13 protein-coding genes are annotated in these 15,645 nt (G+C 74.4%); 5 read left to right on the forward strand and 8 right to left on the reverse strand.

Translation table 11 applies throughout. From position 1 onward, the window contains the following. The coding region (locus tag R7226_RS21535; protein ID WP_318599378.1) for a hypothetical protein at positions 1-461 on the reverse strand (461 nt) is incomplete at its 3' end. A 63-nt stretch (positions 462-524) separates the two neighbouring features. Here R7226_RS21535 and R7226_RS21540 point away from each other — a divergent pair. Continuing rightward, positions 525-1,973, forward strand: coding sequence for an ABC1 kinase family protein (locus R7226_RS21540; RefSeq protein ID WP_318599379.1), 1,449 nt, complete (start codon positions 525-527; stop codon positions 1,971-1,973). Here R7226_RS21540 and R7226_RS21545 read toward each other — a convergent pair. Beyond that, entirely contained in the window at positions 1,970-3,448 is a 1,479-nt protein-coding gene (locus tag R7226_RS21545; protein WP_318599380.1) for a sulfatase family protein, read from the reverse strand. The two genes, R7226_RS21540 and R7226_RS21545, sit on opposite strands and share 4 nt — an antisense overlap. A gap of 141 nt (positions 3,449-3,589) precedes the next feature. Here R7226_RS21545 and R7226_RS21550 point away from each other — a divergent pair, with 141 nt between their 5' ends. The 4 genes from R7226_RS21550 to R7226_RS21565 are packed head-to-tail and all read left to right on the forward strand — an operon-like array spanning position 3,590 to position 6,916. Continuing rightward, entirely contained in the window at positions 3,590-4,069 is a 480-nt protein-coding gene (locus R7226_RS21550) for a hypothetical protein (protein ID WP_318599381.1), read from the forward strand. Continuing rightward, complete coding sequence (locus tag R7226_RS21555) at positions 4,066-4,743, forward strand: response regulator transcription factor (protein WP_318599382.1); 678 nt, start codon at positions 4,066-4,068, stop codon at positions 4,741-4,743. The genes R7226_RS21550 and R7226_RS21555 overlap by 4 nt, the downstream gene beginning before the upstream one ends. Further along, on the forward strand, positions 4,740-6,002 hold the full coding sequence (locus R7226_RS21560) for a sensor histidine kinase (protein ID WP_318599383.1): 1,263 nt from the start codon (positions 4,740-4,742) through the stop codon (positions 6,000-6,002). Before R7226_RS21555 ends, R7226_RS21560 begins: the two co-directional genes overlap by 4 nt. Further along, entirely contained in the window at positions 6,002-6,916 is a 915-nt protein-coding gene (locus R7226_RS21565; RefSeq protein ID WP_318599384.1) for a formylglycine-generating enzyme family protein, read from the forward strand. Before R7226_RS21560 ends, R7226_RS21565 begins: the two co-directional genes overlap by 1 nt. A 49-nt stretch (positions 6,917-6,965) precedes the next feature. On the opposite strand, the gene R7226_RS21570 is transcribed toward R7226_RS21565, so the two are convergent. From R7226_RS21570 to R7226_RS21595, 6 genes are all read right to left on the reverse strand, one after another. After that, the gene (locus tag R7226_RS21570; protein ID WP_318599385.1) at positions 6,966-8,729 is read right to left on the reverse strand and encodes a hydantoinase B/oxoprolinase family protein; all 1,764 of its coding nucleotides are present in this window, start codon (positions 8,727-8,729) and stop codon (positions 6,966-6,968) included. Continuing rightward, the gene (locus tag R7226_RS21575; protein WP_318599386.1) at positions 8,726-10,852 is read right to left on the reverse strand and encodes a hydantoinase/oxoprolinase family protein; all 2,127 of its coding nucleotides are present in this window, start codon (positions 10,850-10,852) and stop codon (positions 8,726-8,728) included. Before R7226_RS21575 ends, R7226_RS21570 begins: the two co-directional genes overlap by 4 nt. A 101-nt stretch (positions 10,853-10,953) precedes the next feature. Next, positions 10,954-11,592: a response regulator transcription factor gene (locus tag R7226_RS21580; RefSeq protein ID WP_318599387.1), complete on the reverse strand. Its 639-nt coding sequence runs from the start codon at positions 11,590-11,592 to the stop codon at positions 10,954-10,956. Between the two features lie 4 nt (positions 11,593-11,596). Next, on the reverse strand, positions 11,597-13,603 hold the full coding sequence (locus R7226_RS21585) for a PAS domain-containing hybrid sensor histidine kinase/response regulator (protein WP_318599388.1): 2,007 nt from the start codon (positions 13,601-13,603) through the stop codon (positions 11,597-11,599). 6 nt (positions 13,604-13,609) lie between these two features. Further along, positions 13,610-14,758: a branched-chain amino acid ABC transporter permease gene (locus tag R7226_RS21590; protein ID WP_318599389.1), complete on the reverse strand. Its 1,149-nt coding sequence runs from the start codon at positions 14,756-14,758 to the stop codon at positions 13,610-13,612. Beyond that, positions 14,755-15,642 (reverse strand): branched-chain amino acid ABC transporter permease, encoded by an 888-nt coding sequence (locus R7226_RS21595; RefSeq protein ID WP_318599390.1) that lies wholly within the window; start codon positions 15,640-15,642, stop codon positions 14,755-14,757. The genes R7226_RS21590 and R7226_RS21595 overlap by 4 nt, the downstream gene beginning before the upstream one ends. Between the last annotated feature and the right edge of the window lie 3 nt (positions 15,643-15,645).

The raw sequence follows: 15,645 nt of genomic DNA on the forward strand, positions 1-15,645 counted from the left end.
AGGGCGGCGGGGTCGGGCAGCGGGGGCTCGCCTGGTCCGCGACGTGGGGCGGCGGCGGGCGCAGCGGCGGCGGGCGCGGCGGCCCCGGCTGCGAGCGCGCCGGCGCAGGCGTCGCAGACGACGCGCGTGAGGATCTCCGCCTGCATGATGCGGTCGCCGGCCTCGTCGATCACGTCGCGGCCGTGTCTCGTCGCCTTGGGGGCGCGGCGGCCGGCGACGACGGTCGCGTGCCTGAACATCCCGCCCGCCGCGAGCACGCCCCAGACGCCCTCCCGCAGGCCCAGCTCGTCCTCGACGATCAGGTGCGCGAGGTCGTGCGGCAGCTCGCCGGGCCGCCTGCCGACCTTGTTCCAGGCGCCGCCCTCGAACTCGACCACGACGCCGTCGGCGCGGTGCAGGCGCGAGCGGTAGCGGCGCCCCTTCTCCTTGACGAACTCAACTCTCATCGCGCCGCGCGCCATCGGCGGCAGGCTAGCGGGACGTGCACGGGCGAGCCGGCAGAGTCGGCCCGCTACGCTCGACGGGTGAGCGACGAGCCGGACGATCCGCCGCCCGAGGCGGGCAAGCTGCCGACCGGCCGGCTCGCGCGGACGGCGCGGGTCGGTGGGCTCGTCGCCGGTCAGGGGATGCGCTGGGCCGGGATGCGCACCGCCAACCGCGTGCGCACGCCGGAGCGCGCCGAGGCCGCCCAGAACGAGCGCACCGCGGCGCTCGTCGGCCAGCTCGTCGAGCAGCTCGGGCAGATGCGCGGCGCGGCGATGAAGGTCGGCCAGATGATCTCGATGGTCGAGTTCGACGGCCTGCCCGAGGAGCAGCAGGACGAGCTGCAGCGCAAGCTCGCGGCGTTGCGCGACGACGTGCCGCCGGTTCCCTTCGCCGACCTCGAGAAGCTGATGCGCAAGGAGTTCGGCGGCCCGCTCTCGCGCGTCTTCTCCGACTTCGACGAGCGCGCCTTCGCCGCCGCCTCGATCGGCCAGGTGCACCGCGCCACGACCGTCGACGGCGACGAGGTCGTCGTCAAGATCCAGTACCCGGGCGTGGCTGAGGCGGTCGAGACCGACCTGCGCAACGCGACGCTGCTGCTGCCGCTCGTCAAGCGCCTCGCGCCCGGCCTCGACGGCAAGGCGCTCGCGGGCGAGATGCGCGAGCGGATCGGCGAGGAGCTCGACTACGAGCTGGAGGCGCAGAACCAGCGCCGCGTCGAGCGGCGGCTGCGCGGCCACCCGTTCGTGCGCGTGCCGCGCGTGCGCACCGACCTCTCGACCCGCCGCGTGCTCGTCTCCGAGTATGTCGAGGGCGAGCGCTTCGAGGAGGTCCGACGCGCCGACGAGGCCCAGCGCGACCGCTACGGCGAGATCGTCTTCCGCTTCTTCTTCGGCCTGCTCTACCGCGACCGGATCGCGCTCGGCGACCCGCACCCCGGCAACTACCTGCTCGCCCCCGACGGCCACGTCTGCTTCCTTGACTACGGACTGCTGCGCGACGTCGAGCCGGCCCACCTCGACGCCGAGCGGGCGATCGCCGTCGCCGTCCGCGAGCGCGACGCCGCGGCGCTGAAGGCCGCGCTGGGCAGCGGCGGCTACCTGCCCGCCGGCCGCGCCGACGCGGTCGACGGCGACCTCGCGCTGAGGCTGATGCGGATGGCGATCAAGTGGTACGCGGTCCCCGGCGAGCGGCGCTTCACGCCCGCCGACGCGCGCGGCGACCAGATGAGAGGCCGCGAGCGCCCCGACGCCGCGCAGCGCGCCGCGATCAGATCGCAGGTCAACCAGTTCACGCTGCCGCCGCAGGCGCTGCTGATCCGGCGCATGCACGGGATCGTCGCCGTCGTGCTCGGCCAGCTGCGCGCCGGCGCCGACTGGGGCGCGATCGCCGCCGAGTACCTCCACGGCGCGCCGCCCGCGACCGCGCTCGGCGAGGCCGAGGCCGAGTTCCTCGCCAGCCGCGGCGGCCGCGCCGGCGCCGCGGCTTAGCGACCGCCGCCGGCCAGCCTGCGCAACGTCGCGCTCAGCTTCGCGCGGGTTCTGACCAACCGCGGGTCGGCGTGCAGCGAGCGCAGCTCGTGCGGATCCCTGTGGAGGTCGTACAGCTCGCGCTCGCCGCTGCCGTAGCGGACGTAGAGCCAGCGATCGGTGCGGACGGCGCGGTAGGCCGGTCTGCCGGACTCCAGCAGCAGCGGCCGCGTGGCGCGCTTGCGCGGGTCGCGCGCGAACGGCAGCAGCGAGCGGCCGTCGAGCCGCCTGCCCGGCGCAGCGCGCGCCAGCTCGAGGATCGTCGGCGCGAGGTCGATGTTGGAGACGAGCGCCCGTGTGCGGGCGCCGGCGGCGAGCCCTGGGCCGCGGATCAGCAGCGGGACGCGCGCCGCCGCCTCGTACGGCAGCACCTTGCCGGCCGGCACGCGGTGCTCGCCCTGGAGGTAGCCGTTGTCGGAGGTGAAGAGGATGTAGGTGCGCTCGAGCTGCCCGGTCCGCCGCAAGGTCGCGACGAGCTGCTCGACCGCCTCGTCGACCGACAGCAGCGAGCGGCGGCGCTCGTGCCGGCGCCGGTCGATCGCGACCGCCTCCTCGGGCGCGAGCCGGTGACGGCGGCGGATGAAGCGCGGCTTGTCGGAGACGTCGGCCTCGTCGTAGGCCGGCGTCGCCGGCGCGCTGCCGGCGGCGCGCGCACCGGCATGCCGCGGCGCCGCGCGCACGACTCGGCCGGTCGCCTGCCGCAGCGCCGCCGACTCGTGGTGCGGGGCGAGGAAGGCGAGCGACATGAAGAACGGTCTCGCCTCCCCCGCGCGGCGCTCGATCGCGCGCAGCGCGTGGCCCGCGAGCACGTCGGTCTGGTAGAGCCGCGGATCCTCGTCGCGCGGGCTGCCGTAGGTGCGGACGGTGCCGTTCTCGTTCAGCGAGTAGCCCCACATGCGGTACGTCGTCGGGTCGATCGCGCCGTACCACTCGCTCCAGCCGGGCGGCTGCGTCGCCGGCACGTCGGTGCCGTAGCCGTTGACGTACTTGCCGAGGTGGATCGTGTCGTAGCCCGCGTCCTGCAGCCAGACCGGCAGCGCGTTGGCCGCGTCGAAGCGCGAGTAGCCGCCGGTTGGCCGGTAGATGCCCATGACGCCGTTGTTGTGGGCGTACTGGCCGCTGAGGAAGGTCGCGCGCGACGGCGCGCAGACCGGATAGGAGCTGTAGGAGCGGTCGAAGGTGACGCCGGCGCCGCCGAGCAGCGCGCGCGTCCGCGGCATCGCGGCCAGGTCGCCGACGGTCTGGTCGTCGGTCATCACGACGATCACGTTCGGGCGGCGCTCATCCTGCCGCGGAGCGGCGACGATCGGCGCCGGCCCCAGCCCCGGCACGCGGTCGGCGTCGGCGCCGGTCGCCTCGCCGCCGAGCGCCGCGGCGCCGATCACCGCGATGGCGGCGGCGGTCGCGGCGGCGGTGGTCGTCCTCGTCTGTCGCATGGCTCTCCTCGGTCGCTCTCGTCGGTGCGACGGCAACGCTGAGCCAGCGATGTCACGGCTGTGTAACGGCCGGGCAACGGTCTCGCGGCAATGCGGCAAAACCCCCTTTCCATCGGCGTTTCCACGACTACAGTGCGGCCCGTGCCGTCCCCGAGGACCACCCGAGCCACGCTCCTGGCCGCGCTTGCGATCGCGCCGCTGTGCGGCGGCTGCGGCACGTCGGGGCTGAAGCTCCATCCGCCGCAGACGGCCGGCGCGAGCGAGCGCAGCGTCGTCGCGTACGACTGCAGCGGCGTCGCGCAGGTCGCGCCGCTGTCGCTGTCGATCGGCTGCCACCGCGAGACCCGCGGCGCCTTCCGGCTGCGATGGCGTGGCTGGGGCACGCCGACCGCCACGGCGACCAGCCTGATGAGCTGCAACTGCGGCCCGAGCGGGCGGGTGCGGGTGCGGATCGCGCTCGGCGACATCACGCTCGACGAGGACGGCGGCCCACCGTACTACCGGCGCACCGTCGTGACGCTGCTGGGCAAGCCGGGCACCGGCAGGCTGCCGGCCGGCGAGCCGCGCACGCGCCGCTACTGGACGTTCGACGGACAGCTGATTCCGGACAGACGCCGATGACCGCGGACCGCCCCCACGTGCTGCTCGTCGAGGACGACGCGGCGATTCGCGAGACGACGGCGCTGCTGCTGCAGACGCACGGCTTCGACGTCTGCGTCAGCGCCGACGGGCAGACGGGGATCGACGACTTCCGCGCCGGTCGCTTCGACGTCGCGCTGCTCGACGTGATGCTGCCGCGGATCGACGGGATCTCGCTCGCGCGTCTGATCCGCGAGACGAGCGCGATCCCGATCGTGCTGCTGTCGGCGCGCAGCGAGCCGTTCGACATGGTCGCAGGGCTGGAGGCCGGCGCCGACGACTACGTCGCCAAGCCGTTCGACGGCCCGGTCTTGGCGGCGCGGCTGCGGGCGGTGCTGCGGCGCGCGGGTCGCCACGACGCCGGCGGCGAGCGCCTGCTGCGCGCCGACGGGCTGGAGGTCGACCCCGCCGGCATGAGCGCCCGCGTCGGTGGTGAGCCGGTCGCGCTGACGACGACCGAGGCACGCCTGCTGATCGAGCTGGCGCGCAACGTCGGGATCGTGATGAACCGCGCGACGCTGCTCGAACGGGTCTGGGACTACCGCTGGGACGGCGACACGCGTCTCGTCGACGTCCACGTCCAGCGGCTGCGCGCGAAGATCGGGCGCGAGCGGATCGAGACGGTCCGCGGCGCCGGCTACAAGCTGGTCGGATGAGGGCGCCGCGGCGCTCCCTGCGCTGGCGGCTGGCGATCGCGATCGCGCTGATCGCCGCGACGCTGTCGGCCGGGATCGGCGTGACCGTCTACCAGCTGACCGCGAGCGACCGGCTGGCGCGGGCGCGGACCGTTCAGGCCGAGCGCGCCGTCTTCGCCGCCGAGGTGATGGCCTCGACACAGCAGACGCTCGACGACGCCGAGCTCGACTCGCCGCGTGCGCCGGCCGCGCTGCGCCGCGCGGTCGACGCCGGCCGGATCGGGACGTACGTCAGCGCCGGGGAGCCGGCGACGATCTGGGCCGGCGCCCCGCTGCCGCGGGACGAGGAGATCAGCTGGCGCAGACGGACCGGGGCGAAAGGCTCATACGTCAGCGCCCCGTTCACGCGTGACGACCCCGCGCTGCGGCAGCTGCGCGAGACGCTGCTGCTCGCGGGCGCGCTCGGCACCGTGGTGGCGGCCCTGCTCGGCGTGCTGCTGGCGAGCGGCATGTCGCGCCGCCTGCGGCGCGCGGCGGTCGTCGCCGACCGCGTCGCGGCCGGGGACCACGGCGCCCGCATCGACGCCGCCGGCGGCGACGAGATCGCCCGCCTCGGTCACGCGGTCGACAAGATGTCGGACGCGCTCGCGAGCCGCCTCGCGCGCGAGCAGCGCTTCGCCGGCGACGTCGCGCACGAGCTGCGCACGCCGCTGACTGGGCTCACCAGCGCCGCCGAGCTGCTCGACGACAGCCGCCCGGCGCAGATCGTGCGCGAGCGCGTCGGCGCGCTGCGCGGCCTCGTCGCCGAGCTGCTGGAGCTGGCGCAGCTCGACGCCGACGAGGACGGGCCGGCGCGGCTGACGGCGCTGCCGCTGGAGCCGTGGCTGCGCGAGTTCGCGGCCGCGCACCCGGCGGCGCCGGCGCTGGAGTTCGAGCGGCCGGCGGTCGCGCTGGCCGACCGGCGACGGCTGGAGCGGGTCGTCGGCAATCTGCTCGACAACGCGATGCGTCACGGGCGGCCGCCGATCGTCGTGCGCGTCACCGGCACGCTGATCGAGGTGCGCGACGACGGGCCCGGCTTCCCCGCCGAGCTGCTGCGCGACGGTCCGCAGCGCTTCTGGAAGGGCGAGGCCGACCGCGGCGGCGGCAGCGGCCTCGGCCTCGCGATCGCCGCCGGCCACGCCGCGCTCGTCGGCGCCGAGCTGCGCTTCGCCAACCGGCCGGGCGGCGGCGCCGTCGCGTGGCTGGGGCCGCTCCAGATCACCCCGGCGGCCTCCTGATGCGCGTGATCCCGGGCGGTCTGATCCGGATCGGCAGCGACGACCTCTATCCCGAGGAGCGGCCCGCCCACCACGTGCCCGTCGCGCCGTTCCTGATCGACGCCAGACCGGTGACGGTGCGCGACTTCCGCCGCTTCGTCGCCGAGACCGGCCATGTCACGCTCGCCGAGCAGGTGCCCGACCCCGCCGACCATCCCGGCGCAGATCCGCGGCTGCTGGTGCCGGGCTCGCTCGTCTTCCGCAAGCCACCCGGTCCGGTCCCGCTCGACGACTGGCGGCGGTGGTGGGCGTGGGTGCCGGGCGCGAGCTGGCACGCGCCGGCCGGGCCGGGCAGCTCGACGCGCGGGCGCGAGCGCCATCCCGTCGTCCACGTCGCGCACGCCGACGCCGCCGCCTACGCCGCGTGGGCCGGCAAGGCCCTGCCGACCGAGGCCGAATGGGAGTGCGCGGCGCGCGGCGGGCTCGACGGCGCGCGCTACGCCTGGGGCGATGAGGAGCGGCCCGGCGGGCGGCTGATGGCCAACCACTGGCAGGGCGAGTTCCCGTGGCAGAACCTGACCGCGAACGGCTGGGCCGGCACCTCGCCGGTCGGCGCCTTCCCGCCCAACGGATTCGGCCTGTGGGACATGATCGGCAACGTCTGGGAGTGGACGGCCGACCGCTTCCGTGCCGACCGCGACGCGGCGCCCGCGCCCTGCTGCGGAGCGGGGGTCGGCGCACGCGAGGCGCGCGCCAGAGCCGGCGCGGCGGCGAGCGACGCCGCCGCGCAGCGCGTGATCAAGGGCGGCTCGCACCTCTGCGCGCCCAGCTACTGCTTCCGCTACCGGCCGGCGGCGCGGCAGGGGCAGGCGGTCGACAGCTCGACCAGCCACATCGGCTTCCGCTGCGTCGTGCGGACGGACGCCGCCGGCTGACGGCGCCGCACTCGTCTCCGAGCGCGGCGCACCGTCATCGCTCAGCTGGTCAGCCGCCGGCCCGCAGCGCCTCCGTCGCGGTCGCGTCGACGCGCAGCGCCGCCGACCGCGTCTCCTGCTCGAAGGCGACGCCGTAGACGTCGCGGGCGCGCGCGAACGAGACGAAGCCGGCGAGCACGTCGGCGCGGACTCGCTCCGGCTCGCGCTCACGCGGGTCGCCGTAGCCGCCGCCACCGGTGTGGTGCTGGCCGACGAAGTCACCAGGCGCGACGACGACGGCGCCGATCGCGTCGACCTCCGTCTGGTCGCCGCCGGCGGTCGCGACGAACGGGACGTTGCGGGCGGCGTCGCCGCCGCCGCGCACGCCGCGCGGCGGGAAGGTGACGCAGTCGGTCACGTACGCAGCCGTCATCGGATCCCAGCGCGGGCCGTAGGCGACCGTCGCGCCGGGCGCGCCGCGGCGGCGGCCGGCGCCCTCGGAGTCCTGGCGGATCCGCAGCTCGCCAACGCGGATCGGGTACTTCTGCTCGGAGACCTCGATCGAGTCGCGGAACATCAGGCCGCTGGCGACCGCGAGGCCGTAGGTGACCCAGCCGTCGTAGTCGGCGTTCGCCGGCCCGCCCTGGGAGCCGAGGAAGTACTGGTTGACGTACGGCTCGCCGCCGCGCCGCCGGTCGCTGCCGGAGACGACGGCGAAGCCCGGGCCGAGGCCGGTCGCGCCCTCCGCGACGCCGTAGCCCTCCCACTCGTCGGCGATCGCCTTCTGCGTCGTGACGACGAGCCGGTCGCCGACGTTGGTCGTCGCGACCGAGGTCGAGTGCGGGAAGCTCGGCCGCCCGACGATGCAGCCGTCGCGCAGCAGCAGGCGGATCCGCCGGAAGGCGCCCTGGTTGGCCGGTATCCCCGGCTCCAGCGAGTTGAAGATGCCGGTCATCACGTTCGCGACCGTGCACGCCTCCGACTCGTTGAGGCCGGCCGGGATGCAGTCGATGTTGTCGCGCAGGTCCAGCTCGACGACCGCCTCCGCGGGGTCGACGGTCACCGTCACGTTGATCGGGATGCCGTCCGGCTGGACGTCGCCGATCGGGTCGTGCATCCCTCTGCCGGTGACGCGGCCGGCCGGCATCTGGCCGATCGCGTGGGCCATCTTCGCCTCCGAGTAGTCGAACCACTCGGCGATGAACTCGCGCACCTGCGCGTTGCCGTAGCGGGCGCAGAGGTCGGCGAGGCCGGCCTCGCCGATGCGCGCCGCGCCGACCATCGCGAGGTAGTCGCCGTACCACTGCTCGGGGATGCGGATGCGACGTCTGGCGGTGCGGATCACGTCCTGCACGTCCCTGCGCTCGCGCTGCACGCGCACGCACGGGAAGATCAGCCCGCCCTCCGCGTAGATGTCTCTCGCGAACGGCATGTACGTCGTCGGCTCGGCGTTGCCGGTGTCGGCCTGGTGGGCCTTCGCGACCGTCGTGAACATGTGCTCGCCCTCGTGGAAGACGGGCACGAGGATCACGTGGTCGGCCGGGTGCGAGCCGCCGAGGTAGGGGTCGTTGTGGAGGAAGGCGTCGCCTTCGGCGACGTCGTCGTGCAGCTCCGTCATCGCCTCGCCGAGCAGCTGCGCGCCGAAGATGTGGACCGGCAGCCCCTCTGCCGAGGCGAGCAGCTGGTTGTCGCCGGTGATGATCGCGCAGGAGAAGTCGCGCGCCATGTTGAGCACGCCGCTGCGACCGGTCCGCAGCAGCGTGTTCTCCATCTCGCGCACGACCGAGTCGAGGCGGTTGGCCATCACCGCCATCAGGATCGGGTCCAGGCTCATCGCGCCGCCTCCTCTGCCGCCGCGCCGGCCGCGACCACCGCGTCACCGGCCTCGACGTCGATCACGTAGTTGCCGTGCTCGCTGACGCGCACGGCGGTGCCGGGGTCGAGCACGAGCGTCGTCGTCGGCTCGATCACGATCGCCGGGCCGTTCAGCTCGGTCCCGGGCGCCAGCCGCTCGCCGGCGTAGACCGGCGTCTCCTCCGCCCCGTGGCCGGTGAAGACGACGCGGCGGCTGCGCAGCGGCGCGCCGTCGGTCTCTGCCGCGCGCGCCGGCGCCGGCGACGCCTTCTCCAGCTCCGCGGTGACGCGCAGCTTCCAGGCGACGCATTCGAGCTGCTGGCTGGGATCGTTGACGGCGAAGACGCGCTCGTGCAGCTCGTGGAAGCTCTGCTCCAGCGCGGCGACGTCGTCGTCGGAGCGGATCCGCGTCGCCGGCAGCGGCGTCTCCAGCTCCCACACCTGGCCGGGGTAGCGCGCGTCGACGGCGGCATCGATCCGCACCACGCGCGGGTTGAGCCCGGCGATGCGCTGCTCGAAGGCGCTCGCGCGCGCGCCGGCGAGGTCGAGCGCGGCGTTGACGGCGTCGCGGTCGAGCCGCCGCGTCTCGGCGAACTGGTTGGCGGAGAACTCCGAGATCACGTCGGCCTGCAGCGCGCCGGTCGCCGACAGCGCGCCGGCGGTGCGCGGCAGGATCACCGTGCGGCAGCCCAGCTCGCGCGCGATCTGCACGACGTTGAGGCCGCTGGCGCCGCCGCCGGCGACGATCGCCAGCTCACGCGGGTCGATCCCCTGCGCGATCGTGATCTCGCGGATCGCGAAGACGACGTTCTGCGTCGCGATCACGAGCGCGCCCTCGGCCGCCTCCTCGACCGTCTTGCCGAGCCGCTGGGCGACCGGCTCGAAGGCCGCGCGGGCGGCGTCGAGGTCGAGCTGCAGGCGGCCGCCGAGGAAGCCCTCCGGATCGAGGTAGCCGAGCAGCGCGGCGGCGTCGGTGACGGTTGGCAGCGTGCCGCCGCGGCGGTAGCAGGCGGGGCCGGGATCGGCACCGGCGCTCTCCGGCCCGACGTGCACGAGCCCGCCGCTGTCGACGGAGACGATCGAGCCGCCGCCGGCGCCGATCGAGCGCACGTCGACGGCCTTCGTGCCGGTGATGTGGCCGGTCCACTTGCCGCCGAGCCAGGTGTCGTTGGAGTAGTGGATCTCGCCGTCGCTGATCAGGCCGACGTCGAAGGTCGTGCCGCCGGTGTCGCAGACGAGCACGCTCGGCTCCTGCGTCCCCAGCTCGGCGCGGCCGGCGGCGAGGCCGGCGACCGGCGCCATCGACGGGCCGGAGCCGACGCTGTAGATCGGCCGCTCGATCATCTCCTCGGTCGGCCAGGCGCCGCCGTAGGAGGTCGAGATCAGCAGCTCGCCGGCGAAGCCGGCCGCCGCGAGGTCGTCGCGCAGCTGGCCGAGGAAGGCCTGCATCAGCGGCTTCAGCGAGGCGTCGATCACGGTCGAGGAGGCGCGGCGGTACTCGCGCACGACCGGGTTGAGCAGGTGCGAGAGCGTGACCGGCACGTCGGGCAGGTGCTCGGCCAGCAGCTCGCCGACGCGCAGCTCGTGGGCCGGGTTGGCGGTCGCCCACAGCAGGCAGACGCCGATCGCCTCGACGTCGTGCTCGCGACAGGCGTCGATCGCCGCCAGCACCGAGGTCTCGTCGAGCGCTCTGAAGATCCCGCCGTCGCTGTCGACCCGCTCCTCCAGCTCGAAGGTGAGGTAGCGCGGCACGTACGGCGCCGGGAACTCCATCGGCGTGAAGGGGCCGATCTTGCCCCCCTCGCGCAGCAGCAGCGTGTCGGGGAAGCCAGCGGTCGTGAGAAAGGCCGTGCGAGCGGTCTTGCCCTCGACGATCGCGTTCGTCGAGCGCGTCGTGCCGTAGGCGAACTGCGACGTCTGCGCCAGCAGCTCGGCGACGCCGAGGCCGAGCCGCTCGCCCAGCTGCTCGAGGCTCGGGCGGATGCCGTCGAAGCCGCGCGCGACGGTCGTCAGCGACTTCGCGACGTGGAGGTCTCCACCCGGGTCGACGAGCACCACGTCGGTGAACGTCCCCCCGGTGTCGACAGAGATCCGGAAGCTCAACGAAGCGTCCTTTCAGTTGCTGCGGGACGGGTTCGCAAGAGCTTGCGGCGCGGGCCGCCGCGATCCCATCGGCCGATGGGTGATCGCGGGGTTGAGGCGTCTCAGTGCAGCAGGCCGCGGCGCATCGCCTGCGCGACCGCGGCGGCGCGGTCGGACACTTCGAGCTTCTCGAAGACGTGGTGGAAGTGGGTCTTGACGGTCGCGCCGCTGACGTGCAGCTCGGCGCCGATCTCGGCGTTGGAGCGGCCGTCGGCGGCGAGCCGCAGGATGTCCAGCTCGCGCGGGGTCAGCGGCGGCCGGTCGGCGACCTCGCGGCGCATCCGGATCTGCGTCGCGAGCCCGTCCTGGAGCGACTCCGGCACGATCGTTCTGCCGCGCGCGATGACGGCGATCGCGTCGCAGATCGCGTCGCTGCTGGCGACCTTCGGCAGGTAGCCGCGCGCGCCCAGCTCCAGCGCGCGGTAGACGGTGGCGCTGTCCTCCAGCGCCGACAGCACCAGCACGCGCGTCGGCAGGTGCTCGCGCTGGAGCGCGTCGAGCACCTCGATCCCGCCGATCTCCGGCAGGCCGAGGTCAAGCACGGCGACCTGCGGCTTCAACGCGCGGATCTGGTCGAGCGCCGCGCGCCCGTCCCCCACCTCCGCGACGACCTGCAGCTCCGGCCGCGCCCGCAGCAGCCGCACGAGCCCCTCCCGGAAGACCGGGTGGTCGTCGGCGACGAGCACGGTGACGGCGGTCACCGGCTCACGCCTCCGCGCGGCCGGCGAGCGCCGACTTGACCGTGTCGAGGAAGCGCGGGATGTCGAGCGGCTTGGTCAGATAGGCCTCGATCCCCTGCTGCTCCAGCCGTTCGATCTGCGCGAGCGTCGCGTCGGCGGAGAGGATCAGGACCGGGATCTTGGCGGTCCGCTCGTCGCGCTTCAACCGCCGCAGCACCTCGCCGCCCTTGATGTCGGGCAGGTCGAGGTCGAGCAGGATCACGTCGGGTCGGTGCTGCGCCGCGAGGTCGACCGCGAGCACGCCCTGCATCGCCGGGATCAGCTCGATCGCGCCGGCCCGTTCGAGGATCCGCTGCACCAGCTCGAAGTTGGAGAGGTTGTCCTCGACGTAGAGGACGGTCGCCGGGCCCAGCTCCCAGCTCTCGGGCACGACGGCCGGCCCGCTGGGGAGCGCGTCCGATTCCTGCGGCCGCGCCGCCGGCTCCAGCTCCAGGAAGAAGGTCGAGCCCTCGCCGGGCGCGGTGTGCTGGATCCCGATCTGGCCGTGCATCGCCTCCATCAGCGACTTCGACAGCGCCAGCCCGAGGCCGGTCCCCTCGGTCTCGGTGCGGTCGGCGGCGAGCCGCTCGAACGGCAGGAAGGCGCGGCTGACGTCCTGCGCGCTGAGCCCCGGCCCGGTGTCGGTCACGAGGCAGCGCAGGCGCGTGCCGGCGTCGGCGAAGGTGACGCGCACGACCCCCTCCTCGCAGTTGTACTTGACGGCGTTGGAGAGCAGGTTGAGCAGCACCTGCTTGAGCCGCTGGAAGTCGGCGGAGACATAGCGGTGCAGCCCGCCGTGCATGTCGACCGAGATCTCGATCCCGCGCTCGCGCGCGAGCGGGCGGACCAGCTCCAGCGCTTCGTTGAGCGGCTCGCAGACGTGCACCGGCGTCAGCGCGATGTGCTGGGCACCGGCCTCGATCCGCGTCACCTCCAGCACCTCGTTGATCAGCTGCAGCAGGTGACGGCCGGCCTTCAGGATCTGCTCGACCGACTGGCGCCCCTCCGGCTCCAGCCGCTCCAGCTCCAGCAGCTGGCCGAAGCCGAGGATCGCGTTCAGCGGCGTGCGCAGCTCGTGGCTCATGCGCGAGAGGAAGTCGGACTTGGCGCGGTTGGCGCGCTCGGCCTCGTCGCGCGCGTCGCGCGCCGCCGCCTCGGCGCGGATCCGCTGCGTGATGTCGGTCGAGATGCCGGCGAGCGCGTACGGCTGGCCACTGTCGTCGAGCAGCGGGAACTTGATCGACAGCCACGAGCCGCCGATGTCCTCCGCCGGCTCCTCGACCTCGACCGCCTCACCGGTCTCCCACACGATCCGGTCGTGCTCGACGTAGGAGGCGGCCGACTGCGGCGGATAGAGGTCGTGGTCAGTGCGGCCGAGCACCTCCTCGCGCGCGAAGCCGAAGCGCCGCTCGAAGTGGCGGTTGACGAGCGTGTAGCGGCCGTCGCGGTCCTTCACGTAGATCAGCGCGGCGGAGTAGTCGATGATCCCCTCCAGCTCTCTGACCGCCTCGCGCAGCTCGCGCTCGACGGCGCTCGGCTCGCTGACGACGCGCAGCTGCACGACGAAGACGGCGTGGCCGGGCAGCGCCGTCGCGCTCACCTCCAGCAGCGTGCCGGGCGGCGCGCTTCCGGGCGCCGCGCTTCCGGGCGCCGCGCTTCCGGGCGCCGCGCCGCCAGCCGCCGCCCCGCCGCGCGTGCTCGCCCTCATCCCGCGCTCGCAGGCGCGGCCGAGCGCACCGTGGGCGTCGCGCTCCAGCCGCTCCAGCAGGATCAGCTCGTCGAGCGGGCGCCCGGCGAGCGCCTCGGCCGGTGCGCCGAGCAGCTCGCAGGCGCGCACGTTGGCGCGCAGCAGCCACGCGCGTTCGCCGTCGACCTCGACGAGCGCGGTCGGCAGCGGCGCGCGCTCGAAGGCGAGCCGCGCCAGCTCGTCGCCGCCGGGTGCGCGCGCCTGGCTGCGGCGCGCGCGGGCGGCGATCACGCTGCGGCGGTCCATCGCGGCTCAGTCTGGCACAGGCGCGCCGCGCCGCCGCGCCCGTCGCAGCCACCTGCGTGGAGCGCCCGCGCCGGGCGCGCGCTCGTCCAGCTCGCGCTCGGGCAGCAGCCCGCCGGGCCGCAGCACGAGGATCGCCAGCGTCAGCAGCCCGACGGCGATCTGCGTCGCGCCGAAGATCTCGCCGACGTGCAGCGGACCGAGCGCGAAGCCGTCCTCGGCGCCGCGCAGCAGCTGCGTCGCGGCGGTCACGACGACCGCGCCGGCGATCGCGCCGGAGACCGTCCCCGCGCCGCCGACGATCAGCATCGCCAGCAGCGTGAAGGTCGGCACGAGGAAGTACGAGCTGGGTGAGACGATCGCGAGGCTGTGCGCCTGCAGGGCGCCCGCGACGCCGACGATCGTGCCGCTGACCGTCCACGCGACCCAGCGCGTGCGGTGGACGTCGACGCCCATCGCCGCCGCCGCCAGCTGGTCCTGCTTGCCCGCTCTCAGCTTCAGCCCGAGGCGCGATTCGCGCAGCAGCCGCGCCGCCAGCACCGCGCCGCCGGCCAGCAGCGCCGCGACGACGACGGTCGCGTCACGCGGGACGCCGTAGAGCCCCTGCGCGCCGCCGGTCACGTCGGTCAGGCCGTAGAGCAGCACGTTGCAGATCTGCAGCAGGCCGAAGGTCGCGATCACCGCAGCGGTCCCGTCGAAGCGGGCGAAGACGGCGCCGAGCAGCGCCGTGACGAGCGCGGCCGTCAGCGCCGCGACGAGCAGCGAGCCGCCGAAGCCCAGCTCGACCGAGCCGATCAGCGGCAGGTCGGGCAGCTGCGTCGTGCGGACCGCGACCGGGATCGTCACGAGCGCCGAGGCGTAGGCGCCGACGGCCATGAAGCCGAGGTGGCCGAACGACAGCACGCCGGTCGTGCCGACGTAGCTCTGGATCCCGACGACGGCGATCAGCGAGACGAGGAAGTTGATCGCCAGCTGGCGGTCGGAGGGGGCGCCTGAGCCCTCGACCCACAGCGCCAGCAGGAGCAGCAGCGCCGCGACCGGCAGCGCTCCGAGCGCGGCGCGGGCGATCCGGCGGCCGGCGCCGCGCGGCTGCAGCGAGGACGGCGACGGCGGCGCGCTCGCCTGCGCCGGGCGGTCGCCTCTCAGCAGCGCGCTCATGCCCGCTCCCCCGTCGCCGCCGCCAGCAGGCCGCGCGGCTTGAACGCGAGGATCCCGATCACGAGGCCGAACGTGAAGACGTCGCGGAACGGCAGCAGCCCGTCGGGCAGCGTCGCCTGGAAGAAGACGGTCAGGGCGCCGAAGAGGAAGCCGCCGAGGACCGCGCCGGCCGTCGAGCCGAGGCCGCCGACGGCGGTCGCGACGAAGGCCGCCAGCACCGGCGTCAGCCCCAGCAGCGGGTCGACCGAGCCGCGCTGCGCGATCCACAGGAACGAGGCGACGCCGGCGAGCGCGCCGCTGAGCGCGAAGGCGAGCGGGATCACGCGGTTGGCGCGCACGCCGACCGCCCGCACCATGTCGAAGTCGAGCGACGCCGCGCGGATCGAGCAGCCGACGGTCGTGTGGCGGAAGAACCAGACGAGGCCCGCGAGCGTGATCGCGACGACGACGACGGTGACGATCGCCGCGACGCCGATCGTGACGCCGCCGACCTCGACCGCGTCGTCGAGGAAGCCCGGCAGCGCGATCCCCTGCGGCTGCGGCGAGATCAAGCTCTGGAACAGCCCCTGCAACACGATCGCGACGACGAGCGAGCTGAGGAAGAGCGTCTGCGGCCCGCTCTTGCGCAGCGGGCGGAAGGCGACGCGCTCCATCGCGACGGCGGCGAGCGCCGGCGCGGCGATGATCCCGACGATGATCAGCGGCCACGGCACGCCGGCGCCGACGAGCGCCAGCATCACGTAGCCGCCGATCGTCATCAGCTCGCCGTGGGCGATGTTGATCAGCCCCGCGACGCTGAAGACGACGGCCAGCCCGATCGCCAGCAGCGCATAGATGCCGCCGAGGCTGATCGCGTTGACGACCTGTTGGACGAACAGCTCCACTGC

Source organism: Conexibacter stalactiti (genome assembly GCF_033542075.1).
GTDB classification, from domain to species: domain Bacteria; phylum Actinomycetota; class Thermoleophilia; order Solirubrobacterales; family Solirubrobacteraceae; genus Conexibacter; species Conexibacter stalactiti.